Annotated in this window: 23 protein-coding genes; 15 read left to right on the top strand and 8 right to left on the bottom strand. The window is 59.8% G+C overall.

Annotated elements, in window-relative coordinates; genetic code table 11:
- Positions 1 to 4: 4 nt before the first annotated feature.
- Complete coding sequence (locus tag ACNYC6_RS09170; protein WP_419712029.1) at positions 5 to 529, bottom strand: KdsC family phosphatase; 525 nt, start codon at positions 527 to 529, stop codon at positions 5 to 7.
- Positions 529 to 1,503 (bottom strand): KpsF/GutQ family sugar-phosphate isomerase, encoded by a 975-nt coding sequence (locus ACNYC6_RS09165; RefSeq protein WP_419712028.1) that lies wholly within the window; start codon positions 1,501 to 1,503, stop codon positions 529 to 531. Before ACNYC6_RS09165 ends, ACNYC6_RS09170 begins: the two co-directional genes overlap by 1 nt.
- Positions 1,504 to 1,778: 275 nt before the next feature.
- Here ACNYC6_RS09165 and ACNYC6_RS09160 point away from each other — a divergent pair, with 275 nt between their 5' ends.
- The 10 genes from ACNYC6_RS09160 (at position 1,779) to hisC (ending at position 9,732) form a co-directional block, all read left to right on the top strand.
- Complete coding sequence (locus tag ACNYC6_RS09160; protein ID WP_338584730.1) at positions 1,779 to 2,588, top strand: ATP-binding cassette domain-containing protein; 810 nt, start codon at positions 1,779 to 1,781, stop codon at positions 2,586 to 2,588.
- Positions 2,588 to 3,385, top strand: a complete 798-nt coding sequence (gene mlaE, locus ACNYC6_RS09155; protein WP_419712027.1) for a lipid asymmetry maintenance ABC transporter permease subunit MlaE — start codon at positions 2,588 to 2,590, stop codon at positions 3,383 to 3,385. The genes ACNYC6_RS09160 and mlaE overlap by 1 nt, the downstream gene beginning before the upstream one ends.
- On the top strand, positions 3,385 to 3,852 hold the full coding sequence (mlaD, locus tag ACNYC6_RS09150) for an outer membrane lipid asymmetry maintenance protein MlaD (protein ID WP_046026814.1): 468 nt from the start codon (positions 3,385 to 3,387) through the stop codon (positions 3,850 to 3,852). Before mlaE ends, mlaD begins: the two co-directional genes overlap by 1 nt.
- An 11-nt stretch (positions 3,853 to 3,863) precedes the next feature.
- Entirely contained in the window at positions 3,864 to 4,520 is a 657-nt protein-coding gene (locus tag ACNYC6_RS09145) for an MlaC/ttg2D family ABC transporter substrate-binding protein (RefSeq protein ID WP_419712026.1), read from the top strand.
- Positions 4,517 to 4,822, top strand: a complete 306-nt coding sequence (locus ACNYC6_RS09140) for an STAS domain-containing protein (protein WP_419712025.1) — start codon at positions 4,517 to 4,519, stop codon at positions 4,820 to 4,822. Before ACNYC6_RS09145 ends, ACNYC6_RS09140 begins: the two co-directional genes overlap by 4 nt.
- Before the next feature lie 114 nt (positions 4,823 to 4,936).
- Positions 4,937 to 5,176, top strand: coding sequence for a BolA family protein (locus ACNYC6_RS09135; protein WP_338584735.1), 240 nt, complete (start codon positions 4,937 to 4,939; stop codon positions 5,174 to 5,176).
- A 22-nt stretch (positions 5,177 to 5,198) separates the two neighbouring features.
- A complete protein-coding gene (gene murA, locus ACNYC6_RS09130; protein ID WP_034147088.1) occupies positions 5,199 to 6,464 on the top strand; it encodes a UDP-N-acetylglucosamine 1-carboxyvinyltransferase in 1,266 nt (421 codons plus the stop codon).
- A 126-nt stretch (positions 6,465 to 6,590) separates the two neighbouring features.
- Positions 6,591 to 7,226, top strand: a complete 636-nt coding sequence (gene hisG, locus ACNYC6_RS09125) for an ATP phosphoribosyltransferase (protein WP_419712024.1) — start codon at positions 6,591 to 6,593, stop codon at positions 7,224 to 7,226.
- Between the two features lie 125 nt (positions 7,227 to 7,351).
- Positions 7,352 to 8,677 (top strand): histidinol dehydrogenase, encoded by a 1,326-nt coding sequence (gene hisD / locus ACNYC6_RS09120; protein WP_419712023.1) that lies wholly within the window; start codon positions 7,352 to 7,354, stop codon positions 8,675 to 8,677.
- A 2-nt stretch (positions 8,678 to 8,679) separates the two neighbouring features.
- Positions 8,680 to 9,732, top strand: coding sequence for a histidinol-phosphate transaminase (gene hisC / locus ACNYC6_RS09115; RefSeq protein WP_419712022.1), 1,053 nt, complete (start codon positions 8,680 to 8,682; stop codon positions 9,730 to 9,732).
- A gap of 115 nt (positions 9,733 to 9,847) precedes the next feature.
- On the opposite strand, the gene ACNYC6_RS09110 is transcribed toward hisC, so the two are convergent.
- From ACNYC6_RS09110 to algW, 3 genes are all read right to left on the bottom strand, one after another.
- Positions 9,848 to 10,567: a DUF4198 domain-containing protein gene (locus ACNYC6_RS09110; protein ID WP_419712021.1), complete on the bottom strand. Its 720-nt coding sequence runs from the start codon at positions 10,565 to 10,567 to the stop codon at positions 9,848 to 9,850.
- A gap of 12 nt (positions 10,568 to 10,579) precedes the next feature.
- Complete coding sequence (locus tag ACNYC6_RS09105; RefSeq protein WP_419712020.1) at positions 10,580 to 12,685, bottom strand: TonB-dependent siderophore receptor; 2,106 nt, start codon at positions 12,683 to 12,685, stop codon at positions 10,580 to 10,582.
- An 87-nt stretch (positions 12,686 to 12,772) separates the two neighbouring features.
- Positions 12,773 to 13,933 carry a Do family serine endopeptidase AlgW gene (algW, locus tag ACNYC6_RS09100; protein WP_419712019.1) on the bottom strand — a complete coding sequence of 387 codons (1,161 nt, stop codon included), beginning with the start codon at positions 13,931 to 13,933 and terminating at the stop codon, positions 12,773 to 12,775.
- A 103-nt stretch (positions 13,934 to 14,036) separates the two neighbouring features.
- Here algW and ACNYC6_RS09095 point away from each other — a divergent pair, with 103 nt between their 5' ends.
- The 3 genes from ACNYC6_RS09095 to cysN all read left to right on the top strand — a co-directional run bounded on the left by ACNYC6_RS09095 (position 14,037) and on the right by cysN (position 17,789).
- Complete coding sequence (locus ACNYC6_RS09095; RefSeq protein WP_419712018.1) at positions 14,037 to 14,795, top strand: Nif3-like dinuclear metal center hexameric protein; 759 nt, start codon at positions 14,037 to 14,039, stop codon at positions 14,793 to 14,795.
- Positions 14,796 to 14,963: 168 nt separating this feature from the next.
- Positions 14,964 to 15,881, top strand: a complete 918-nt coding sequence (cysD, locus tag ACNYC6_RS09090; protein ID WP_116580974.1) for a sulfate adenylyltransferase subunit CysD — start codon at positions 14,964 to 14,966, stop codon at positions 15,879 to 15,881.
- Positions 15,882 to 15,890: 9 nt separating this feature from the next.
- Positions 15,891 to 17,789, top strand: coding sequence for a sulfate adenylyltransferase subunit CysN (gene cysN / locus ACNYC6_RS09085; RefSeq protein WP_419712017.1), 1,899 nt, complete (start codon positions 15,891 to 15,893; stop codon positions 17,787 to 17,789).
- Positions 17,790 to 17,895: 106 nt separating this feature from the next.
- Here the strand turns inward: cysN and ACNYC6_RS09080 are convergent, their stop codons facing one another.
- From ACNYC6_RS09080 to ACNYC6_RS09070, 3 genes are read right to left on the bottom strand one after another with little or no spacing between them, the layout of a single operon-like run.
- On the bottom strand, positions 17,896 to 18,801 hold the full coding sequence (locus tag ACNYC6_RS09080; protein ID WP_419712016.1) for an acyltransferase: 906 nt from the start codon (positions 18,799 to 18,801) through the stop codon (positions 17,896 to 17,898).
- The gene (gene pta, locus ACNYC6_RS09075; protein WP_419712015.1) at positions 18,802 to 20,901 is read right to left on the bottom strand and encodes a phosphate acetyltransferase; all 2,100 of its coding nucleotides are present in this window, start codon (positions 20,899 to 20,901) and stop codon (positions 18,802 to 18,804) included.
- Positions 20,902 to 20,961: 60 nt separating this feature from the next.
- On the bottom strand, positions 20,962 to 21,288 hold the full coding sequence (locus tag ACNYC6_RS09070) for a DUF3565 domain-containing protein (protein WP_419712014.1): 327 nt from the start codon (positions 21,286 to 21,288) through the stop codon (positions 20,962 to 20,964).
- Here ACNYC6_RS09070 and ACNYC6_RS09065 point away from each other — a divergent pair.
- Both ACNYC6_RS09065 and ACNYC6_RS09060 read left to right on the top strand, forming a co-directional pair.
- On the top strand, positions 21,257 to 21,742 hold the full coding sequence (locus ACNYC6_RS09065; protein WP_008054392.1) for an FKBP-type peptidyl-prolyl cis-trans isomerase: 486 nt from the start codon (positions 21,257 to 21,259) through the stop codon (positions 21,740 to 21,742). The two genes, ACNYC6_RS09070 and ACNYC6_RS09065, sit on opposite strands and share 32 nt — an antisense overlap.
- Before the next feature lie 124 nt (positions 21,743 to 21,866).
- Positions 21,867 to 22,349 carry a glutathione peroxidase gene (locus ACNYC6_RS09060; protein ID WP_419712013.1) on the top strand — a complete coding sequence of 161 codons (483 nt, stop codon included), beginning with the start codon at positions 21,867 to 21,869 and terminating at the stop codon, positions 22,347 to 22,349.
- Positions 22,350 to 22,444: the final 95 nt, after the last annotated feature.

The following is a 22,444-nucleotide window of genomic DNA, read 5'->3' as shown; positions in this document are numbered from 1 at the left end:
TGGCTCACAGGTACGCGGCGTTGGCCGCATCGAGGCGGCCCTGGGCGCGCAGGATCAATTCGCAGAATTCGCGGGCGGCACCTTCGCCACCACGGGCCTGGGTGACGCCGTGAGCGTGGTCGCGCACGAAACTGGCGGCGTTGGCCACTGCCATGCCCAGGCCTACGCGGCGAATCACTGGCAGGTCGGGAAGGTCGTCACCAAGGTAGGCGACCTGTTCATAGCTTAGGTTGAGTTGGCCAAGTAGCTCGTCGAGCACCACCAGTTTGTCTTCGCGCCCCTGGTACAGGTGTGGAATGCCGAGGTTCTTCGCCCGTCGCTCGACCACCGGGGTCTTGCGGCCGCTGATGATGGCGGTCTGCACGCCGGCAGCCATCAGCATCTTGATGCCCTGGCCGTCGAGGGTATTGAAGGTCTTGAACTCACTACCGTCTTCGAGGAAGTACAGGCGTCCGTCGGTGAGGACGCCGTCGACGTCGAAGACCGCCAGTTTGATCTGTTGGCCGCGTTGCAGCAGGTCCGTGCTCATTACATTACCCCCGCACGCAGCAAGTCGTGCATGTTCAAGGCGCCGACCGGACGGTCTTCGCTGTCGACCACGACCAGCGCGTTGATTTTATGGTCTTCCATGATTTTCAGGGCCTCGGCGGCGAGCATCTCGGCGCGGGCGGTCTTGCCGTGGGCGGTCATGACCTGATCGATGGTGACCCTGTGGATATCGATGGTGCGGTCCAGCGTGCGGCGCAAATCGCCGTCAGTGAAGATCCCGGCGAGCTTGCCGTCGGCTTCAAGGATGACGGTCATGCCCAGGCCCTTGCGGGTCATTTCCATCAACGCATCCTTGAGCAGGGTGCCACGCTGTACCTGCGGCAACTCTTGCCCGGCGTGCATGACGTTTTCCACTTTCAACAGCAGGCGTCGGCCCAATGCGCCACCCGGATGGGAAAAGGCGAAGTCTTCGGCGGTAAAACCGCGGGCTTCCAACAGTGCGACGGCCAGGGCATCGCCCATGACCAGCGCCGCGGTAGTCGAAGAGGTAGGCGCCAGGTTCAGCGGACAGGCTTCGTGCTCGACGTGAACGTTGAGGTTGACCTCGGCGGCCTTGGCCAGCGGCGAGTCAGGGTTGCCGGTCACGCTGATCAACTGGATGCCCAGGCGCTTGATCAATGGCAGCAGGGTGACGATTTCATTGGTGGAGCCGGAGTTCGACAGCGCCAGGATGATGTCATCGCGGGTGATCATGCCCATGTCACCGTGGCTGGCTTCAGCCGGGTGGACGAAAAATGCCGTGGTGCCGGTGCTGGCCAGGGTGGCGGCAATCTTGTTGCCGATATGCCCCGACTTGCCCATGCCGACCACGACAACGCGGCCTTTGCTGGCCAGAATCATCTCGCAAGCGCGTACAAAATCTGCGTCGATATGCGGCAGCAAGCCTTGTACGGCTTCCACTTCGAGGCGGATGGTGCGTTGGGCAGATTGAATCAGGTCGCTGGATTGGCTCATGTCAGAAATCGTTTAGCCTGATGAAAAGGCGGCGATTATAACGGTTATGATCAAAACCCTCACGCAAGTTCGTCGTGCATTGTCACTCCTTGTTACCTAATCCCTCTAAATGAAGCTTTTTGCTGGTCATATCACGCAACTTGGGCCGGCAATGGCCTTGGGCGCAGGGTGTTTGCAGTGATATAGTTCGCCGCCAGTTCGGCCCGCCCGGAAGGCACGTGCTTTCGTCAGGAAGTCAGGCGTCCGAGTGAGAGGCTGCATCGCAAGGAGTTTAGATGAGTGCCGATAACGCCTACGCGGTCGAGCTGAAGGGACTGTCCTTCAAGCGCGGTGCGCGCAGCATTTTCAATAACGTCGATATCCGTATTCCCCGCGGCAAGGTCACCGGCATCATGGGACCTTCCGGGTGTGGCAAGACAACGCTGTTGCGGTTGATGGGCGCACAGTTGCGGCCCACCAGCGGCGAAGTCTGGGTCAACGGTCAGAACCTGCCGAAGCTCTCGCGCAGCGATCTGTTCGATGCCCGCAAGCACATGGGCGTGCTGTTTCAAAGTGGCGCACTGTTTACCGATCTCGATGTATTCGAGAACGTGGCCTTTCCATTGCGCGTTCACACCGAACTGCCCGAGGAAATGATCCGTGACATCGTCCTGCTCAAATTGCAGGCCGTGGGTTTGCGTGGTGCCATCGACCTGATGCCCGACGAACTGTCCGGCGGCATGAAGCGTCGTGTCGCACTGGCGCGGGCGATTGCGCTCGATCCCCAAATCCTCATGTACGACGAGCCCTTTGTCGGCCAGGACCCTATCGCCATGGGCGTGTTGGTGCGTCTGATTCGCCTGCTCAACGATGCACTGGGGATCACCAGTATCGTGGTTTCCCACGACTTGGCCGAAACCGCGAGCATTGCCGATTACATCTATGTCGTGGGCGACGGGCAGGTGTTGGGGCAGGGGACTCCTGATGAGCTGATGAATTCGGACGAGCCGCGCATTCGTCAGTTCATGACCGGCGAACCCGATGGGCCGGTTGCCTACCACTTTCCAGCGACGGATTACCGCGCAGATCTTCTGGGGAAGCGCTGATGCGCAGAATTTCATTAATAGAACGCGTACGCCGGTTCGGCCAGGCAGGCATCGACGTGCTGGCGGTGTTCGGGCGCTCGGCACTGTTCCTGTTTCATGCCTTGCTCGGCCGCGGCGGTATCGGCGGCGGTTTCGGGTTGCTGGTCAAGCAGCTGCATTCCGTGGGCGTGATGTCCCTGGTGATTATTGTGGTTTCCGGGGTTTTCATCGGTATGGTGCTGGCGCTGCAAGGGTTCAACATCCTGTCCAGCTATGGCTCGGAGCAGGCGGTCGGGCAGATGGTGGCGCTGACCCTGTTGCGTGAACTGGGGCCGGTAGTGACCGCTTTGCTGTTCGCCGGGCGTGCCGGTTCGGCATTAACGGCCGAAATCGGCAACATGAAATCCACCGAGCAGCTGTCCAGTCTGGAAATGATCGGTGTCGACCCGCTCAAGTACATCATTGCCCCGCGCCTGTGGGCCGGCTTCATTTCCCTGCCGGTGCTGGCGATGATTTTCAGCGTGGTGGGCATCTGGGGCGGCTCGTGGGTGGCCGTCGACTGGCTGGGTGTCTATGAAGGTTCCTACTGGTCAAACATGCAGAACAGCGTGACCTTTGCCGACGATGTGCTCAACGGCATCATCAAAAGCATGGTCTTTGCCTTCGTTGTGACCTGGATCGCCGTATTCCAAGGCTATGACTGCGAACCCACTTCCGAGGGGATCAGTCGTGCCACTACCAAGACCGTTGTGTATGCCTCGTTGGCAGTGCTCGGCCTGGACTTTATTCTGACCGCCTTGATGTTTGGAGATTTCTGATGCAAAACCGCACCCTGGAAATCGGTGTCGGCCTTTTCTTGCTGGCTGGCATCCTGGCTTTGCTGCTGCTGGCGCTACGGGTCAGTGGCCTGTCGCCGAGCCCGAGCACCGACACTTATAAACTTTATGCGTATTTCGACAATATCGCCGGTTTGACGGTCAGAGCTAAAGTGACCATGGCCGGTGTGACCATCGGCAAGGTCACGGCGATCGATCTGGACCGCGACAGTTTCACCGGTCGAGTGACCATGCAGCTGGAAAAGCGCGTAGATAATCTGCCGGCCGACTCCACTGCATCTATCCTGACCGCTGGACTGTTGGGCGAGAAGTACATCGGTATCAGCGTGGGCGGCGAAGAAGCTCTGCTCAAGGATGGCGGGACCATCCATGACACCCAGTCGTCGCTGGTGCTCGAGGACCTGATCGGTAAGTTCCTTCTCAATACCGTTAGCAAAGACGCCAAATGAGGAATTTGTAAATGATCTCCACCTTGCGACGTGGCCTGTTGGTATTACTCGCGGCCTTGCCGTTGATGGCTAACGCCGTGGCGGCGCCTACTTCTGCGCACGAACTGGTACAGGACACCACCAATCGGATGCTGGCCGACCTGGCGGCCAACAAAGAGAAGTACAAGCAGAACCCGACGGATTTTTACGCGGCGCTGAACAGTATTGTCGGACCTGTCGTGGATGCCGAGGGCATTTCCAAAAGCATCATGACGGTCAAGTACTCGCGCAAAGCCACGCCTGCGCAGATGAAAACCTTTGAAGAAAACTTCAAGAAGGGCCTGTTCCAGTTCTATGGCAACGCCTTGCTCGAATACAACAACCAGGGCATTACCGTTGACCCGGCCAAGGACGAGTCAGGCGACCGCACCAGCGTCGGCATGACGGTCAAGGGCAGCAATGGCGCGGTCTATCCAGTGTCTTACACCCTGGAAAAGGTCGCTGGCGAATGGAAGCTGCGTAACGTCATCATCAACGGCATCAACATTGGCAAGCTGTTCCGCGATCAGTTCGCTGACGCCATGCAGCGCAATGGCAACGACTTGGACAAGACCATCAACGGTTGGGCCGGGGAAGTCGCCAAAGCCAAGGAAACCGCTGAAAACTCCCCCGAGAAACAAACCCAATGAGTGAATCGGCAGTCCGGATGGACGAAGCCGGCGAGTTGCGGCTCAGCGGCGTGCTGGACTACCGCACCGGCCCGGCCCTGCGTGAGCAGGGTCAGGCGCTGATCAAGGCCAGCAAGGCTGCGGCAGTGGTGGTCGATTGTTCGGCAGTGGAGAAATCCAGCAGCGTCGGGCTGTCGTTGCTGTTGTGCTTCATGCGCGATGCCCAAGCGACCGGCAAGGCGCTGAGCATCCGCGGGATGCCAGAAGACATGCGCGAAATCGCTCAGGTCAGTGAGCTGACCGAGTTGTTGGCGCATCCCTAACCCGCATCTATAAAGAAGCCCCCCGTCAGAGTCCTGCTTCCCGGGGTTCGCAGGCGCGGGGCTTTTTTGTATGATGTCCGACCCGCGCGCACAGGGCGCCGATTGAGGTTGAGCATGCAGGCCGTAGAAGTGAAGAGCTTCCTTGAAGGAAAGCTGCCAGGAACCCAAGTAGAAGTTGAGGGCGAAGGCTGCAATTTCCAGCTGAATTTGATTAGCGATGAACTGGCGGCATTGAGCCCGGTCAAGCGTCAGCAGCAGGTCTATGCCCATTTGAACCCATGGATCACCGATGGCAGCATCCATGCGGTCACTATGAAATTTTTCAGCAGCGCGGCCTGGGCCGAGCGCACCTGAGCCCAAGGGCGTCGAGATTCTTATGGATAAATTGATTATTACTGGCGGTGCTCGTCTTGACGGCGAAATCCGCATCTCCGGGGCAAAGAACTCTGCCCTGCCGATCCTGGCGGCCACGCTGCTGTGCGACGGTCCGGTAACCGTTGCCAACCTGCCGCACCTGCACGACATCACCACCATGATCGAATTGTTCGGTCGCATGGGGATCGAGCCGGTGATCGACGAGAAACTCGCCGTCGAAATCGACCCGCGCACCATCAAGACCCTGATCGCTCCGTACGAACTGGTTAAAACCATGCGTGCGTCGATCCTGGTACTGGGGCCGATGGTTGCCCGTTTCGGTGAAGCCGAAGTCGCACTGCCTGGCGGTTGCGCCATCGGTTCGCGTCCGGTTGACCTGCACATCCGTGGCCTGGAAGCCATGGGCGCGGTCATTGACGTCGAAGGCGGCTACATCAAGGCCAAGGCGCCTGAAGGCGGCCTGCGCGGTGCGCACTTCTTCTTCGATACCGTCAGCGTGACCGGTACCGAAAACATCATGATGGCCGCTGCTCTGGCCAAGGGCCGTAGCGTTCTGGCCAATGCCGCGCGCGAACCTGAAGTGGTCGACCTGGCGAACTTCCTGAACGCCATGGGCGCCAAGGTTTCCGGCGCCGGTACCGATACCATCACGATCGATGGCGTTGAGCGTCTGCACACCACCACTTACAAGGTGATGCCGGACCGTATCGAAACCGGTACCTACCTGGTCGCCGCTGCCGTGACCGGCGGCCGAGTGAAGGTCAAGGACACCGATCCGACCATCCTCGAAGCCGTTCTGGAAAAGCTTCGCGAAGCAGGCGCCGAAATCACCTGCGGTAATGACTGGATCGAGCTGAACATGCACGGCAAGCGGCCAAAAGCCGTCAACGTGCGCACCGCTCCGTACCCGGCGTTCCCGACCGACATGCAGGCGCAGTTCATCTCCCTCAACGCCATTGCCGAAGGCACGGGTGCAGTGATCGAGACGATCTTCGAAAACCGCTTCATGCACGTTTACGAACTGCACCGCATGGGCGCCAAGATCCAGGTCGAAGGCAACACCGCCATCGTCACCGGTACCGAAAAGCTCAAGGGCGCGCCAGTGATGGCAACCGACCTGCGTGCTTCGGCCAGTCTGGTCATTTCGGCACTGATCGCCGAAGGCGACACCTTGATCGACCGCATCTACCACATCGACCGTGGTTACGAGTGCATCGAAGAGAAACTGCAGATGCTGGGCGCCAAGATCCGTCGCGTTCCGGGCTAGTACCTGCTGCATGGGCATAAGGACATGCCCGTTGATTTGTTGAAGTCGAGCCGGTTTCCGGCTCGATGTGTGTCCGGCGCCATTTGCGACCGGGCATGAGTACCTTGATAAGGACTGACGTTTCCCATGTTGACCATCGCACTGTCCAAGGGCCGCATCCTCGACGACACCCTGCCGCTTCTGGCTGAAGCGGGCATCGTGCCGACCGAGAATCCGGACAAGAGCCGCAAGCTGATCATTCCCACGACCCAGGAAGATGTACGCCTGCTGATCGTGCGTGCCACCGACGTGCCGACCTATGTCGAGCATGGTGCCGCCGACCTCGGTGTCGCCGGTAAAGACGTGCTGATGGAATACGGCGGCCAGGGTCTGTACGAGCCTCTGGACCTGCAAATTGCCCGGTGCAAGCTGATGACAGCCGGTAAGGTCGGCGCGGTCGAGCCCAAGGGTCGCCTGCGCATCGCCACCAAGTTCGTCAACGTTGCCAAGCGCTACTACGCCGAACAAGGCCGTCAGGTTGACATCATCAAGCTCTATGGCTCGATGGAGCTGGCGCCGCTGATCGGTCTGGCCGACAAAATCATCGACGTGGTCGACACCGGTAACACGCTGCGGGCCAATGGCCTGGAGCCACAGGATTTCATTGCGGACATCAGCTCCCGGCTGATCGTCAACAAAGCGTCCATGAAAATGCAGCACGCCCGTATCCAGGCGTTGATCGACACCCTGCGCAAGGCAGTGGAGTCTCGACACCGCGGCTGATTCACTTGCGCGACTTTAAGTCGCGCCGTCTATCCGCCTCATAGCCAGAATTCTCAGGTGCCCAAGCGGATCGAATGTTAGCTTCGGGCGCCTGAGTTTTTTGCCATTCCTATGAGGCTCTCGCTATGACCGCACTGACTGCAATTCGCCGACTCAACGCTGCTGACCCGGATTTCGCGCATCATCTGGATCATCTGCTGAGCTGGGAAAGTGTGTCTGACGACTCGGTCAATCAGCGCGTGCTGGACATCATCAAGGCTGTGCGCGAGCGTGGCGATGCGGCGCTGGTGGACTTTACCCGCCAGTTCGACGCTCTGGATGTGAAGTCCATGGCCGACCTGATCCTGCCGCGCGAGCGCCTGGAGCTGGCGCTGACGCGCATCTCCGTGCCTCAGCGTGAAGCCCTGGAAGTCGCCGCCGCGCGCGTGCGCAGCTACCACGAAAAACAGAAACAGGACTCCTGGAGCTACACCGAGGCCGACGGCACCGTGCTGGGCCAGAAGGTCACGCCGCTGGACCGCGCCGGTCTGTATGTGCCGGGCGGCAAGGCGTCGTATCCGTCGTCGGTATTGATGAACGCGATTCCGGCCAAGGTCGCGGGCGTAACCGAAGTGGTTATGGTGGTACCGACCCCGCGCGGTGAAATCAACGAACTGGTGCTGGCCGCCGCCTGCATCGCTGGTGTCGACCGCGTATTCACCATCGGTGGCGCGCAAGCGGTCGCTGCTTTGGCCTATGGCACCGAAAGCGTCCCGCAGGTCGATAAAGTGGTCGGTCCGGGCAATATTTATGTGGCCACCGCCAAGCGCCACGTGTTTGGTCAGGTCGGTATCGACATGATCGCCGGTCCGTCTGAAATCCTCGTGGTGTGCGACGGCCAGACCGATCCGGACTGGATCGCCATGGACCTGTTCTCCCAGGCCGAACACGACGAAGACGCCCAGGCGATCCTGGTCAGCCCGGACGCCGAATTCCTCGACAAGGTCGCGGCCAGCATCGCCAAACTGATGCCGACCATGGAACGCGCCGCAATCATCGAAACCTCGATCAATGGCCGTGGGGCATTGATCAAGGTCCGCGATATGGAACAAGCCATCGAAGTGGCCAACCGCATCGCGCCGGAACACCTGGAGTTGTCGGTTGCCGATCCGCACGCCTGGCTGCCGCAGATCCGCCACGCCGGCGCGATTTTCATGGGCCGTCACACGTCCGAAGCCCTGGGTGATTACTGCGCCGGCCCGAACCACGTGTTACCGACTTCCGGCACGGCGCGTTTCTCTTCGCCGTTGGGTGTGTACGATTTCCAGAAACGCTCGTCGATCATTTTCTGTTCCGAGCAAGGCGCGTCCGTTCTGGGCAAGACTGCTTCCGTGCTGGCCCGAGGCGAGTCGCTGACCGCCCACGCCCGTAGCGCTGAATACCGTATCGTCGATGAACAAAAGGGAAACTGAACATGAGTAAATTCTGGAGCCCGTTCGTCAAGAATCTGGTGCCTTACGTCCCGGGTGAGCAGCCGAAACTGGCGAAATTGGTGAAACTCAACACCAACGAAAACCCGTACGGCCCATCGCCTAAAGCCTTGGCTGCGATGCAAACCGAACTCAATGACAACCTGCGCTTGTACCCCGATCCGAACAGCGATCTGCTAAAGAACGCTGTCGCCAAATACTACGGCGTGCAAACCAATCAGGTGTTCCTCGGCAACGGTTCCGATGAAGTGCTGGCGCACATCTTCCACGGGTTGCTGCAGCACGATCAGCCGCTGTTGTTCCCGGACATCAGCTACAGCTTCTACCCGGTTTACTGCGGGTTGTACGGCATCAAGTTCGACGCGGTGCCGCTGGATGAACAGTTCCAGATCGACCCGGCGGACTATGCCAAGCCGAACGGCGGAATCATCTTCCCCAACCCTAACGCACCGACCGGTTGCCTGCTGGCGCTGGAGGCTGTTGAGAAAATCCTCAAGGCCAGTCCGGATTCGGTGGTGGTGGTCGACGAGGCGTACATCGACTTCGGCGGTGAAACCGCGATCGCGCTGGTGGACCGTTATCCGAACCTGCTGGTCACGCAGACGTTGTCCAAGTCTCGCTCCCTGGCGGGGCTACGAGTTGGTCTGGCGGTTGGGCACCCGGACCTGATCGAGGCGCTGGAGCGGATCAAGAACAGCTTCAACTCTTATCCTCTGGATCGCATGGCGAATGTCGGCGCCGCTGCTGCGTTCGAGGATCGCGAGTACTTTGACAAGACTTGCCGGTTGGTGATCGAGAATCGCGAGAAGGTCGTTGCGCAGTTGGAAGTGAAGGGCTTTGAAGTACTGCCGTCGGCGGCGAACTTCATTTTCGCCCGTCACCCTCAGCACGATGCGGCGGGGCTTGCGGCGAAGTTGCGTGAACAAGGCGTGATCGTCCGGCACTTCAAGCAGGAACGGATTGCGCAGTTCTTGCGGATCAGCATCGGCACGCCAGAGCAGAATCAGGCGTTGATCGACGGGTTAGGCGATCTCTAAAACACGGCAAATCCTGTAGGAGCGAGCCTGCTTGCGATCGCGGTCCAGCATTCAACATCACAGTTGAATGTCATGGTCTCATCGCGAGCAGGCTCACTCCTGCAAGGTCTGTGGGTTATTCGTGATGCGGTTCGCCCAAAAACGTCAGTGAACTGAACAACCCGCGACTGCTCACGTCAGCGCTGTCCTTCACCGGCACTTCCACCTGCGCCGAAATCACGTTCAACCCTTCGTTACGCACCAGCACCTGCGCCCGGCCGTTGGCATCGGTTTCGGTGCTCAAGGTGTTCGGCGCGTTGCGATAGTCGCCCACCAACTTCACGCCCGCCGCCGGTTTGCCATCCAGCAGCACCTGCACTGGCAATGATTTGCCTGGCCCAACGGTCAGCGGATCGACCTCCGGCAGAATCAGTAACTTCAATTGATCAAGCTTGGGCAGCTTCGCCCCCGGTTGATAAATCGCCAGACTGTATTTGAAAGTCTGGGTCGACTCGATCACGCCCGGCACTTTGCTGCGTCCTTCGTTGATCCATTTCTTGTCGGCGGTTTGCGACCACATGCCATTGTTCAGGGCTACCGCGAGTACCGCTGGAGGCTTCAGCGGTTGCAAGCGGGCGTGATCGGCCAGTCGCTGGACCGTCACCGGAATCATTTTCCCATTGGTGTCATAGGCCCAGGCACCGCTGATTTTCCGGGCCTTGAAGGCATTGTCTTCGGCGCCGTGGCCGTAAATCACTTCGATGTTGCCGCGACGCTGTTCGGTCCACAGACCGTGGGCCGAGACCTCAGTGGCGAACAGCAAGCCGAGCAGCGTCAAGGGTTTGAGAGGGTGCATGGGGACGTCCTGTTACAGAGTGAGTGTCAGGCTGACGGTGAAATTGCGCGGCTCGCCGGGGTTGACCCAGTAATTGCTGTAGGCGCGCTCGAAGTATTTCTCGTCGAAAAGGTTGTTCAGGTTCAGGCCCACCGTGACGTTGTCGCTGGCCTTGTAATGAGCCAGCAGGTCGACGGTGTGGTAGGACGGCAGTTCGAAGTCTGTGCCGGCTTCACCCGAGCGATCACCGACGTAAGTGAACGCGGCACCCACATCTGATCCGCGCAGTCGACCGTCCTGAAATTCATAAACACCCAGCAAACTGCCGCTGCGTTTGGCCACGCCGAGAATGCGGCTGCCGGTGGGAATGACCTTGTCGCCTTGTGTCACCTCGGCGTCGATGTAGGCGAAGGCACCGATCACCCGTACCGCATCGGTCACTTGCCCGGCGACTTGCAGATCGAATCCCTGGCTGCGCGCCTTGCCCATGGCACGGCTGGTGTCGGTGCCAGGATCGAGGGCGAGGACGTTATCCTTTTCGATATGGAAGGCGGCGAAGGTGCTGCTCAAGCGCCCGTCGAACAGCTCGCTCTTGATCCCGACTTCGTAGCCGACGCCTTCTTCCGGGTCGAAGGATTTACCCGCAGCGTCCAGTCCGTTGTTCGGTTTGAATGAGGTGGAGGCGTTGGCGAACAGGCCCACTTCAGGCGTCAGTTGATAGAGCAAACCGGCGCGTTGGGTCAGGGCGTCGTGGCGTTGGCGGCTGGTGGCACCGCGGGTGTGATCGTCGATGCTTTGCTCGAAATGTTCGAAGCGCGCGCCGAGCATGCCCCGCAGTTTCTCGGTGAAGATGATCTGGTCTTGCAGGTTCAGCGCGTGGCTTTCGACGTGTTCGAAGAAGTCCGTGCCGGAGCGTGCGCCGTTGGGTTTCGGCTGGTCATAAACGGGTTGGTCAATGTCGATGGCGTAGGGGCTGCCAGCGATGGTCGTGACCCGTTCATCCTTGCGGTAGTTCTCGTATTCGCTGCCGATCAGCAGTTCGTGCTGCAAGGTGCCGGTGTCGAAAAAACCGCGCAGTTCCAGTTGGGTAATGCTGTCGTGCCAGTTGTTGTCGCGCTCGCGATAGCGGCGGTTGACGGTGTGGCCATCGGCATTCAACGGGCGCGACTCCGAGGCGAAACCCCAAAGTTTGCCTTCCTTGTAATGGCTCGCCAGACGCAGCTGCCAACGGTCGTTGAGCTGATGTTCGAGGGCGGCTTGCAGCAGGTTGTTGTGGTTGTCGATGTTGCCGTCGTTGGGTTCGCCGAGGAAGGTCGAACGGGAAACGCCGCTCCAGGTGTTATTCGGCGCGACGATGCCGCGATCGAAGGTCGAGCTGTGGCGAACGAATTCGCTTTCCACCAGCAGGCGTGTGTCGGGATTGAGTTGCCAACTGAACGTGGGTGCGACGAACACCCGCTGGCTGTCGACGTGATCGCGCAAGCTGTGGTTGTCCTCGATGGCTAGGTTGACCCGCGACAGTACGTTGCCTTCGTCATCCAGTGGTGTGTTGACGTCCAGCGCCGTGCGGTAGCGATCCCAACTGCCGGCGCTGGATTGCAGGGTGGCGAAGGCTTCGGGCTGAGGTTTTTTTGTGACGATGTTCACGGTGCCGCCCGGATCACCTCGGCCATAAAGGCTGGCAGCCGGGCCTTTGAGCACTTCGATGCGCTCGATATTCGCCACGTCCGGCGAGCTCGGATAGCCGCGGTTGGCGCTGAAACCGTCCTTGTAGAACTCCGACGTGGTGAAGCCGCGCACGCTGTACTCGTACAGCGTCAGGCCGCCGAAGTTGTTCTGCTTCGACACGCCGCCGGCAAAGTCCAGCGCGCGTTCGACGCTGGTGCTGCCCAGGTCGTTGAGTACGCTGACGGGAATCACGCTGATCGATTGCGGGATGTCGCGAATCGCGGTGTCGGTTTTGGTCGCGCTGGCGGAGCGAGTGGCGCGATAACCCTCGACCGGGCCGGTGGGGGATTCGTAGTCGGAAGTGACGCTGATGGCGTCCAGCTGCAGAGCTTGGGATTCTTCGGCAAGGGCCGGTTCGCCCAATAGCCCAAGGGCAAGACTTGCCACGGAGGCCTTTATTCGAGACGACATGTTATGTTGTTCCAATTGCTAGAATTGAAACAATATAACATGCCTAATGAGAATGCCTGCTAATGGCCAGGCATTCTCGGGCCGAACTTAGTTCTCTTCTTTTTCCTTCACCGGCGCGGGCGGTGGACGCAGGCCGATTTCTGCCGTGAGCTTAAGCTCCTTGCCATTGCGCATGACCTGAATCGTGACCTTGTCGGTCGGTTTGATCCGCGCCACCTGGTTCATCGAGCGTCGCCCGTCGCCGGCCGGTTCGCCATCGATGGCAAGAATCACGTCGCCCAATTGCAGGCCGGCTTTCTGCGCCGGACCGTCGCGGAAAATCCCGGCCACCACGATGCCCGGACGCCCAGACAGGCCAAAGGACTCCGCCAGTTCCTGAGTCAACGGTTGCACTTCAATGCCGAGCCAGCCGCGAATCACCTGGCCGTGTTCGATGATCGACTTCATTACTTCCATGGCCAGTTTGACCGGAATGGCGAAGCCGATGCCCTGGGAGCCGCCGGACTTGGAGAAGATCGCCGTGTTGATGCCGGTCAGGTTGCCATTGGCATCCACCAACGCGCCGCCGGAGTTGCCGGGGTTGATCGCGGCGTCGGTCTGGATGAAGTCTTCGTAGTTGTTCAGGCCCAGCTGATTACGCCCGGTGGCGCTGATGATGCCCATGGTCACGGTCTGGCCTACGCCAAACGGGTTGCCGATAGCCAGTGCAACATCGCCGATGCGAATGTTGTCGGAACGGCCGACGGTGATCGACGGTAGGTTCTTCAAGTCGATCTTCAGCACCGCGAGGTCGGTTTCCGGGTCGCTGCCGATCACGCGAGCCAGGGTTTCACGACCGTCCTTGAGGGCCACCACAATCTGGTCGGCACCGCTGGTCACGTGGTTGTTGGTCAGGATGTAGCCTTCCGGGCTCATGATCACGCCGGAGCCGAGGCTCGATTCCATGCGTTTCTGCTTGGGCGAGTTATCGCCGAAGAAGCGTCGGAACTGCGGATCTTCAAACAGCGGATGGCTGGGTTTGTTGATGACTTTGGTGGTGTACAGGTTCACCACCGACGGCGCGGCGGTGGTCACCGCGTCCGAATAGGACACCGGACCTTCCTTCATGCTCGTGGTTTGTGGCGCTTGCTGCAGGTTGACGTCGAGGCTTGGAAGCCCGACCCACTGCGGGTAACGCTGGATGATTAACAGAGCGACAAGCACGCCGGCCAACAGCGGCCAGCCGGAAAAACGCAGCGCCTTGAGCATTAAGCACGTCCTGAGAGAGTTGCAGGCGGAATGAGACCGCTCATAATGTTGCGCATTATACGAGGCCGCGCGTGCCTCTGAACGGGATATTTAGGAGTCTTTTATGGCCGTCGCCCTGAGCACCCTGGTCGAAGAAGCCGACCGTTACCTCGGCAGTTCGAAAATTGCCGATTACTGCCCCAACGGCCTGCAAGTCGAAGGCCGGCCGCAGGTGTTGCGCATCGTCAGTGGCGTCACCGCAAGCCAGGCCTTGCTCGATGCCGCTGTGGAAGCCAATGCCGATCTGGTGCTGGTGCATCACGGTTACTTCTGGAAGGGCGAAAACCCCTGCATCACCGGCATGAAACAACGTCGCTTGAAGACCTTGCTCAAGCACGACATCAGCCTGTTGGGCTATCACTTGCCGCTGGATTTGCACCCGGAAGTCGGCAACAACGTGCAACTGGCGCGTCAACTCGACATCACCGTCGAAGGCCCGCTCGATCCCGACAACCTGAAAATCGTCGGCTTGGTCGGCTCCTTGAGCGAACCGGTGACGCCCCGGGATTTCGCCCGCCGTGTGCAGGAAATCATGGGTCGCGAGCCCTTGCTGATTGAAGGCAGCCAAATGATCCGCCGCGTCGGCTGGTGCACCGGTGGTGGCCAGGGCTACATCGATCAGGCGGTGCTGGCGGGTGTCGATCTGTACCTCAGCGGTGAAGCATCGGAGCAAACCTTCCACAGCGCCCGGGAAAACGACATCAGCTTCATTGCTGCCGGTCACCATGCGACCGAGCGCTACGGCGTTCAGGCGTTGGGGGATTATCTGGCGCGGCGCTTTGCGCTGGAGCACATCTTCATCGATTGCCCGAACCCGATCTGACGAATCGCTATCCCTGTAGGAGCGAGCCGTGTTCAACCCAAACAGGCAGGCATATTCATATGCTCTTTCGATCTAGTTGGTGTCCTGATTAGAAGAGGTCGCTGTGCTAGGATTCCCCGCTCGAACACGGCCCGCTGGCCGTTCATAAGAAAGATTTCGTGAGTAGCCATGGTCGACAAACTGACGCATCTGAAACAGCTGGAGGCGGAAAGCATCCACATCATCCGTGAGGTGGCAGCCGAGTTCGACAACCCGGTGATGCTGTACTCCATCGGTAAAGACTCCGCCGTGATGCTGCACCTGGCACGCAAGGCATTCTTCCCCGGCAAGCTGCCATTTCCGGTGATGCACGTCGACACTCGCTGGAAATTCCAGGAGATGTACGCCTTCCGCGACAAGATGGTCGCCGAGCTGGGCCTGGACCTGATCACCCACATCAACCCCGACGGCGTGGCGCAGAACATCAACCCGTTCACCCACGGCAGTGCCAAGCACACTGACATCATGAAGACCGAGGGCCTGAAGCAGGCACTCGACAAGCATGGTTTCGACGCAGCATTCGGCGGCGCCCGTCGCGATGAAGAGAAATCCCGTGCCAAAGAGCGCGTGTACTCGTTCCGCGACAGCAAGCACCGCTGGGACCCGAAAAACCAGCGTCCAGAGCTGTGGAACGTCTACAACGGCAAGGTCAACAAGGGCGAATCCATCCGCGTATTCCCGTTGTCGAACTGGACCGAGCTGGACATCTGGCAGTACATCTATCTGGAAGGCATCCCGATCGTTCCGTTGTACTTCGCCGCCGAGCGTGAAGTCATCGAGAAGAACGGCACGCTGATCATGATCGACGACGAGCGCATCCTCGAACACCTGAGCGATGAAGACAAAGCCCGCATCGTTAAGAAGAAAGTGCGTTTCCGTACCCTTGGCTGCTACCCGTTGACGGGCGCGGTGGAGTCCGAGGCCGAAAGCCTCACGGACATCATTCAGGAAATGCTCCTGACGCGAACTTCCGAGCGCCAGGGCCGTGTCATCGACCACGATGGCGCCGGCTCCATGGAAGACAAAAAACGTCAGGGTTATTTCTAAGGGGTTGTTATGTCGCACGCATCTGATTTGATCAGCGAGGACATCCTCGCCTACCTGGGCCAGCACGAACGTAAAGAACTGCTGCGCTTTTTGACCTGCGGTAACGTCGACGACGGCAAGAGCACCCTGATCGGGCGCCTGTTGCACGACTCCAAGATGATCTACGAAGATCACCTGGAAGCGATTACCCGCGACTCGAAAAAAGTCGGCACCACCGGTGAAGACATCGACCTGGCATTGCTGGTAGACGGCCTGCAGGCCGAGCGTGAGCAAGGCATCACCATCGATGTCGCGTACCGCTACTTCTCCACCGCCAAGCGCAAATTCATCATCGCCGACACCCCCGGCCATGAGCAGTACACCCGCAACATGGCCACCGGTGCGTCCACCTGTGACCTGGCGATCATCCTGGTCGACGCCCGTTACGGCGTGCAGACCCAGACCCGCCGCCACAGCTTCATCGCCTCGTTACTGGGCATCAAGCACATCGTTGTCGCCATCAACAAGATGGACCTCAAGGACTTCGACCAGGGCGTGTTCGAGTCGATCAAGGCCGACTACCTGAAGTTCGCCGAAGGCCTGAAACTGAAGCCAACTAGCATGCACTTCGTGCCGATGTCGGCGTTGAAGGGCGACAACGTGGTGAACAAGTCCGAGCGCTCGCCGTGGTACACCGGTCAGTCGCTGATGGAAATCCTCGAGACGGTGGAAGTCGCGGGCGACCGCAACTTCACCGACCTGCGTTTCCCGGTGCAGTACGTCAACCGTCCGAACCTGAACTTCCGCGGTTTCGCCGGCACCCTGGCCAGCGGCATCGTCAAGAAGGGTGACGAAGTTGTGGTGTTGCCGTCGGGCAAGAGCAGCCGCGTGAAATCCATCGTCACCTTCGAAGGTGAACTGGAGCACGCCGGTCCTGGCCAGGCAGTCACGCTGACCATGGAAGACGAAATCGACATCTCCCGTGGCGACCTGTTGGTGCATGCCGACAACGTGCCGCCGGTGACCGACAGCTTCGAAGCGATGCTGGTGTGGATGGCTGAAGAGCCGATGCTGCCGGGCAAGAAATACGACATCAAGCGCGCCACCAGTTACGTGCCGGGTTCCATCGCCAGCATCGTCAACAAGGTCGACGTCAACACCCTTGAAGAAGGCCCGGCCAGCGCGTTGCAGCTGAACGAAATCGGCAAGGTCAAGATCGCGCTCGATGCGCCGATTGCCCTCGACGGTTACGACAGCAATCGCACCACCGGCGCGTTCATCATCATTGACCGCCTCACCAACGGCACCGTTGGCGCGGGCATGATCGTGGCTCAGCCATTGGCGCATGGTACCAGCACCCATCACGGCAAACTGGCGCACGTCGCTACCGAAGAGCGCGCCCTGCGCTTCGGCCAGCAACCCGCCACCGTGTTGTTCAGCGGCTTGTCGGGCGCTGGCAAAAGTACCCTGGCCTACGCCGTTGAGCGCAAGCTGTTCGACCTGGGTCGTGCAGTGTTTGTGCTTGATGGCCAGAACCTGCGTCATGACCTGAACAAAGGTCTGCCACAGGATCGCGCCGGGCGTACCGAGAACTGGCGTCGTGCAGCGCACGTTGCGCGTCAGTTCAACGAAGCCGGTCTGCTGACCCTCGCTGCGTTTGTTGCGCCAAGTGCCGAAGGTCGTGAACAGGCGCGAGAGCTGATCGGCAAGGAGCGTCTGCTGACGGTCTACGTCCAGGCTTCGCCGACTGTGTGCGCCGAGCGTGACCCGCAAGGCCTGTACGCGGCAGCCGGGGATAACATCCCGGGCGAGTCCTTCCCGTACGACGTGCCGCTGGATGCTGATCTGGTGATCGATACTCAAGCCGTGTCGCTGGAAGAAGGCGTCAAGCAAGTGCTGGATCTGCTGCGTAAGCGTGGCGCGATCTAAGGCTTAGCTGTAAATAAAAAACCCGCCGATGAGTGATCATCCGGCGGGTTTTTTTATTCGGGCCAACTCGGTCAACTGTGGGAGCAGGGCTAGCTCCCACAGGGGTTTAGCGTTTGGTTGGGTATTCGCGATGCAACTGCTCCAGTAACGCATCCTTGTCCTGCCACAACTGATTGATCCAGCCCTGAAACTGCAGGCGATACTCGCCATCCTGATCGTAATTCTTGCCAATGAATGGCGGCGGAATCTTCAGCTCTTCAAAGTGCACCACCACGTCCGTAACGTTCCCGCACAGCAAGTCCCAGAAACCCGGGCGGCCGGCCGGGTAGTGGATGGTGACGTTGACGATCGACTCCAGTTGCTCGCCCATTGCATCGAGAACGAAGGCGATGCCGCCCGCCTTGGGCTTGAGCAGATGCTTGAATGGCGATTGCTGTTGCTTGTGCTTGCCCTCGGTGAAGCGCGTGCCTTCGACAAAGTTGAAAATGCCCACCGGGTTATCGCGAAACTTCGCGCAGGTTTTGCGGGTGGTTTCCAGGTCTTTGCCTTTCTTCTCCGGATGCTTCTCCAGATACGCCTTGGAATAGCGCTTCATGAACGGAAAGCCCAGCGCCCACCACGCCAGTCCAATCACCGGAACCCAAATCAGCTCCTGTTTGAGAAAGAACTTCAGCGGCTGGATGCGTCGGTTGAGTACGTATTGCAGCACCAGAATGTCGACCCAGCTCTGGTGGTTACTGGTGATCAGGTACGAGTGCTTGTAGTCGAGCCCTTGCAGGCCGCTGATTTGCCAGCGTGTGCGGCGCACGAGGTTCATCCAGCCCTTGTTGAGGCTGATCCAGGCTTCGTGGGTGTGGCTCATCAACCAACCCGCGAGACGCTGGGTGACGGCAAACGGCAACACCTTGACGAGCGCCACGCAGAACAGAAACGAGCAGAGCAGAATCGTGTTCAACGCCAACAACAGCGCGGCGATTACGCCCCGCAGCGGAGCAGGTAGGAAATCCAGCATTTAAACATCCATAGGTCGGTTGGCTGCCTGGATCGCGGTCAACGCGATGGTGTAGACGATGTCGTCGACTTGCGCGCCGCGCGGCAAATCGTTCACCGGTTTGCGCAGGCCTTGCAGCATCGGGCCGAGGCTGACGCAGTCGGCGCTGCGCTGCACGGCTTTGTGCGTGGTGTTGCCGGTGTTGAGGTCGGGGAACACGAACACTGTGGCGCGACCGGCCACCTGACTGTTCGGCGCCAGTTGCCGGGCCACGGTTTCATTGGCAGCGGCGTCGTACTGCAACGGGCCGTCGATCAGCAGTGAATGTTGCTGTTCATGGGCGAGCAGCGTGGCTTCACGGACCTTCTCGACTTCTTCGCCGCTGGCCGACTCACCGCTGGAGTAGCTGATCATCGCCACCCGCGGGGTAATGCCGAATGCGGCTGCCGAGTCGGCGCTTTGCAGGGCGATTTCGGCCAGTTCACTGGCGCTCGGGTGCGGGTTCATCACGCAGTCGCCGTAGACCAGCACCTCTTCCGGAAACAGCATGAAGAACACCGACGACACCAGGGTGCAGCCCGGTGCGGTCTTGATCAGTTGCAGGGCGGGGCGAATGGTGTTGGCGGTGGTGTTGATCACGCCCGACACCAGTCCGTCGACTTCATCCAGCGCCAGCATCATGGTGCCGATCACCACGGTGTCTTCCAGTTGCTGCTCGGCCATCGGCGCGTTGAGGCTTTTGCTTTTGCGCAGGGCCACCATCGGCTCGACGTAACGCTCGCGAATCAGGTCCGGGTCGAGGATTTCCAGACCCGGAGGCAACTCGATGCCTTGGGCACGGGCCACGGCTTCCACGTCCGCCGGTTTGGCCAGCAGCACGCAACGGGCAATCCCGCGCTCCTGGCAGATCGCTGCGGCTTGTACCGTCAACGGCTCGCTGCCTTCGGGCAAGACGATGCGCTTGTTGGCGTTCTGTGCGCGCTGGATCAGTTGATAACGGAACACTGCCGGCGACAGGCGCATTTCCCGTGGCGTGCCGCAACGCTGGTGCAACCAGTTGGCATCGAGATGGCTGGCGATGAAGTCAGTGATGATCTCCGCGCGCTCGCGGTCGTCGATCGGGATTTCCTTGTTCAGGCCATTGAGCAGGTTGGCGGTGTCGTAGGAGCCGGTACTCACCGACAGCACCGGCAAACCGGCCTGCAAGGCACCACGGCACAAGTCCATGATGCGCGGGTCGGGCAGGGTGTCGCTGGTCAGCAACAGTCCGGCCAGCGGTACGCCGTTCATGGCCGCCAGGCTCACCGCGAGGATGATGTCGTCGCGATCGCCGGGCGTCACCACCAGCACGCCGGGCTTGAGCAGCTCCACGGTGTTACGCATGGTGCGCGCGCAGATGATGATGTTGGTCATGCGCCGGGTTTCATAATCGCCAGCGTTGAGCACCTGCGCGCCCATCAGGTCGGCGACGTCGCGGGTGCGCGGCGCGTTCAGCTCCGGTTGGAACGGAATGCAGCCCAACAGGCGAAAATCGCCGCTGCGCAACAGCGGTGAATGTTCTTTCAAGCGCGAGGCGAAGGCTTCCATGCTTTCGTCGGTCTTGACCTTGTTGAGGATCACGCCGAGGACTTTCGGGTCTTTCGGGCCGCCAAACAATTGCGCCTGCAACTCCACGCGACCGGAGAGTTCGGTCAGCACTTCGTTTTCCGGCGCTGAAACCAGAATCACTTCGGCGTCGAGGCTCTTGGCCAGGTGCAGGTTGACCCGCGCCGCGTAACTGGCGCTGCGCGTCGGCACCATGCCTTCGACGACAAGCACATCCTTGCCGATGGCGGCCTGCTGATAAAGGGTAATGATTTCTTCGAGTAACTCATCGAGCTGACCGTCGCCAAGCATGCGCTCGACATGGGCCAGGCCTAGCGGCTGCGGCGGTTTCAGGCCGTGGGTACGGGCCACCAGTTCGGTGGAGCGTTCAGGCCCCGTGTCACCCGGATGCGGTTGGGCGATCGGTTTGAAAAAGCCGACCTTGAGGCCGGCGCGCTCAAGCGTACGCACCAGCCCGAGGCTGATGGAGGTCAGACCCACACCGAAATCGGTGGGTGCGATAAAAAAAGTTTGCATGCGGAATCTCTAAAGGAGCATGGCAAAGGTGAACGCCTATAGCTGGCGATCTACCGAAATTCAGTCGCCAAGGTTATCGCTAACCGAGCCTTGCGCGCACCAACCGCAAGCAAAGGGCCTGCCTATTTTTTCAAGACGTTGCGCAGTGTCCATGACCCAGGCCCGCGATTGCCACGGTGGCTGGTGGCGCAGGTGCTGGGTGTGGCCGCAGGAAAGTTCGGCCACCCAGTGGCCGTCCTCGTCCTGATGGAAGCCTGTGATCGTCGCAACCCGTTTGTCCGGGTTGTGTTCGCTTTCGGACGATTGCTTCGCTAAACTTGGCCTTTCTATATTCTTATGCAAAAGGTCTCGCCCCATGCTGATCGCCGCCAATAAGGCTGTCTCCATCGACTATACCCTGACCAACGACGCTGGTGAGGTCATCGACAGCTCCGCCGGCGGCGCGCCGCTGGTTTACCTGCAAGGCGCAGGCAACATCATCCCGGGCCTGGAAAAGGCTCTGGAAGGCAAAGCAGTCGGCGACGAGCTGACCGTAGCCGTTGAACCTGAAGACGCCTACGGCGAATACGCTGCCGAGCTGGTCAGCACCCTGAGCCGCAGCATGTTCGAAGGCGTCGACGAACTGGAAGTGGGCATGCAGTTCCACGCTTCCGCTCCAGACGGCCAGATGCAGATCGTGACCATCCGCGATCTGGACGGCGACGACGTTACCGTCGACGGCAACCACCCGTTGGCTGGTCAGCGCCTGAATTTCCAGGTCAAGATCATCAACATCCGTGATGCCAGCCAGGAAGAAATCGCTCATGGTCACGTCCATGGCGAAGGTGGCCATCACCACTGATTTTCTGCGCTAAGCTTTCGAGAACTGGAGAGGCGCCCCGAGGGCGCCTTTTTAGTCTGCGGCTGTCCCATGTGACACCGCCAAGCGGCTGTTTCGAGAAGAACACGGGAATCTGGAGTACGTCATGAGTGCTTTTCACGACCTTAATTTGACAGCCCTGGATGGTCAGACGCTACCGTTGGCGCCTTTCAAGGGGCACGTCGTGCTGGTGGTCAACGTTGCCTCCAAATGTGGCCTGACCCCACAGTACGCGGCGCTGGAAAACCTCTATCAGCAATACAAGGGCAAGGGTTTCAGCGTACTGGGCCTGCCGTGCAACCAGTTTGCCGGGCAGGAACCGGGTTCCGAGCAAGAGATCCAGGAGTTTTGCAGCCTCAACTATGGCGTGACTTTTCCGTTGTCCAGCAAGCTGGAAGTCAACGGTCATGAGCGTCATCAGCTGTATAAACTGCTGGCCGGCGAGGGTGCGGAATTCCCCGGCGACATTACCTGGAACTTCGAAAAGTTCCTGCTCGGTAAGGACGGGCGTGTGCTGGCGCGTTTTTCCCCGCGTACACCACCGGATGATCCGTCCGTGGTTCAGGCGATCGAAAAAGCCCTGAGCTGAAATCTCCCACTGTAGGAGCGAGCTTGCTCGCGATGGTCGTTAACGATAACGCTGCCAGCCTGACACCCCGCAGCGTTCTCGAGTTCATCGCGAGC

Origin of the sequence: Pseudomonas sp. NFX224, from assembly GCF_048565165.1 — a bacterium.
GTDB lineage: Bacteria > Pseudomonadota > Gammaproteobacteria > Pseudomonadales > Pseudomonadaceae > Aquipseudomonas.
This window is presented reverse-complemented; position numbering and strand designations above follow the sequence as displayed.

Bases quoted from the DNA above. Each gene is read 5' to 3' on its own strand.
- ACNYC6_RS09080 (WP_419712016.1), bottom strand. From the start codon at position 18,801: ATGCTGGATTTCCTACCTGCTCCGCTGCGGGGCGTAATCGCCGCGCTG.
- algW (WP_419712019.1), bottom strand. From the start codon at position 13,933: ATGCTCAAGGCGCTGCGTTTTTCCGGCTGGCCGCTGTTGGCCGGCGTG.
- ACNYC6_RS09135 (WP_338584735.1), top strand. From the start codon at position 4,937: ATGCAGGCCGTAGAAGTGAAGAGCTTCCTTGAAGGAAAGCTGCCAGGA.
- ACNYC6_RS09160 (WP_338584730.1), top strand. From the start codon at position 1,779: ATGAGTGCCGATAACGCCTACGCGGTCGAGCTGAAGGGACTGTCCTTC.
- ACNYC6_RS09105 (WP_419712020.1), bottom strand. From the start codon at position 12,685: ATGTCGTCTCGAATAAAGGCCTCCGTGGCAAGTCTTGCCCTTGGGCTA.
- ACNYC6_RS09165 (WP_419712028.1), bottom strand. From the start codon at position 1,503: ATGAGCCAATCCAGCGACCTGATTCAATCTGCCCAACGCACCATCCGC.
- ACNYC6_RS09060 (WP_419712013.1), top strand. From the start codon at position 21,867: ATGAGTGCTTTTCACGACCTTAATTTGACAGCCCTGGATGGTCAGACG.
- ACNYC6_RS09095 (WP_419712018.1), top strand. From the start codon at position 14,037: ATGGCCGTCGCCCTGAGCACCCTGGTCGAAGAAGCCGACCGTTACCTC.
- hisD (WP_419712023.1), top strand. From the start codon at position 7,352: ATGACCGCACTGACTGCAATTCGCCGACTCAACGCTGCTGACCCGGAT.
- ACNYC6_RS09140 (WP_419712025.1), top strand. From the start codon at position 4,517: ATGAGTGAATCGGCAGTCCGGATGGACGAAGCCGGCGAGTTGCGGCTC.
- ACNYC6_RS09065 (WP_008054392.1), top strand. From the start codon at position 21,257: ATGCTGATCGCCGCCAATAAGGCTGTCTCCATCGACTATACCCTGACC.
- mlaE (WP_419712027.1), top strand. From the start codon at position 2,588: ATGCGCAGAATTTCATTAATAGAACGCGTACGCCGGTTCGGCCAGGCA.
- hisC (WP_419712022.1), top strand. From the start codon at position 8,680: ATGAGTAAATTCTGGAGCCCGTTCGTCAAGAATCTGGTGCCTTACGTC.
- murA (WP_034147088.1), top strand. From the start codon at position 5,199: ATGGATAAATTGATTATTACTGGCGGTGCTCGTCTTGACGGCGAAATC.
- ACNYC6_RS09070 (WP_419712014.1), bottom strand. From the start codon at position 21,288: ATGGAGACAGCCTTATTGGCGGCGATCAGCATGGGGCGAGACCTTTTG.
- ACNYC6_RS09145 (WP_419712026.1), top strand. From the start codon at position 3,864: ATGATCTCCACCTTGCGACGTGGCCTGTTGGTATTACTCGCGGCCTTG.
- hisG (WP_419712024.1), top strand. From the start codon at position 6,591: ATGTTGACCATCGCACTGTCCAAGGGCCGCATCCTCGACGACACCCTG.
- cysD (WP_116580974.1), top strand. From the start codon at position 14,964: ATGGTCGACAAACTGACGCATCTGAAACAGCTGGAGGCGGAAAGCATC.
- pta (WP_419712015.1), bottom strand. From the start codon at position 20,901: ATGCAAACTTTTTTTATCGCACCCACCGATTTCGGTGTGGGTCTGACC.
- cysN (WP_419712017.1), top strand. From the start codon at position 15,891: ATGTCGCACGCATCTGATTTGATCAGCGAGGACATCCTCGCCTACCTG.
- ACNYC6_RS09110 (WP_419712021.1), bottom strand. From the start codon at position 10,567: ATGCACCCTCTCAAACCCTTGACGCTGCTCGGCTTGCTGTTCGCCACT.
- ACNYC6_RS09170 (WP_419712029.1), bottom strand. From the start codon at position 529: ATGAGCACGGACCTGCTGCAACGCGGCCAACAGATCAAACTGGCGGTC.
- mlaD (WP_046026814.1), top strand. From the start codon at position 3,385: ATGCAAAACCGCACCCTGGAAATCGGTGTCGGCCTTTTCTTGCTGGCT.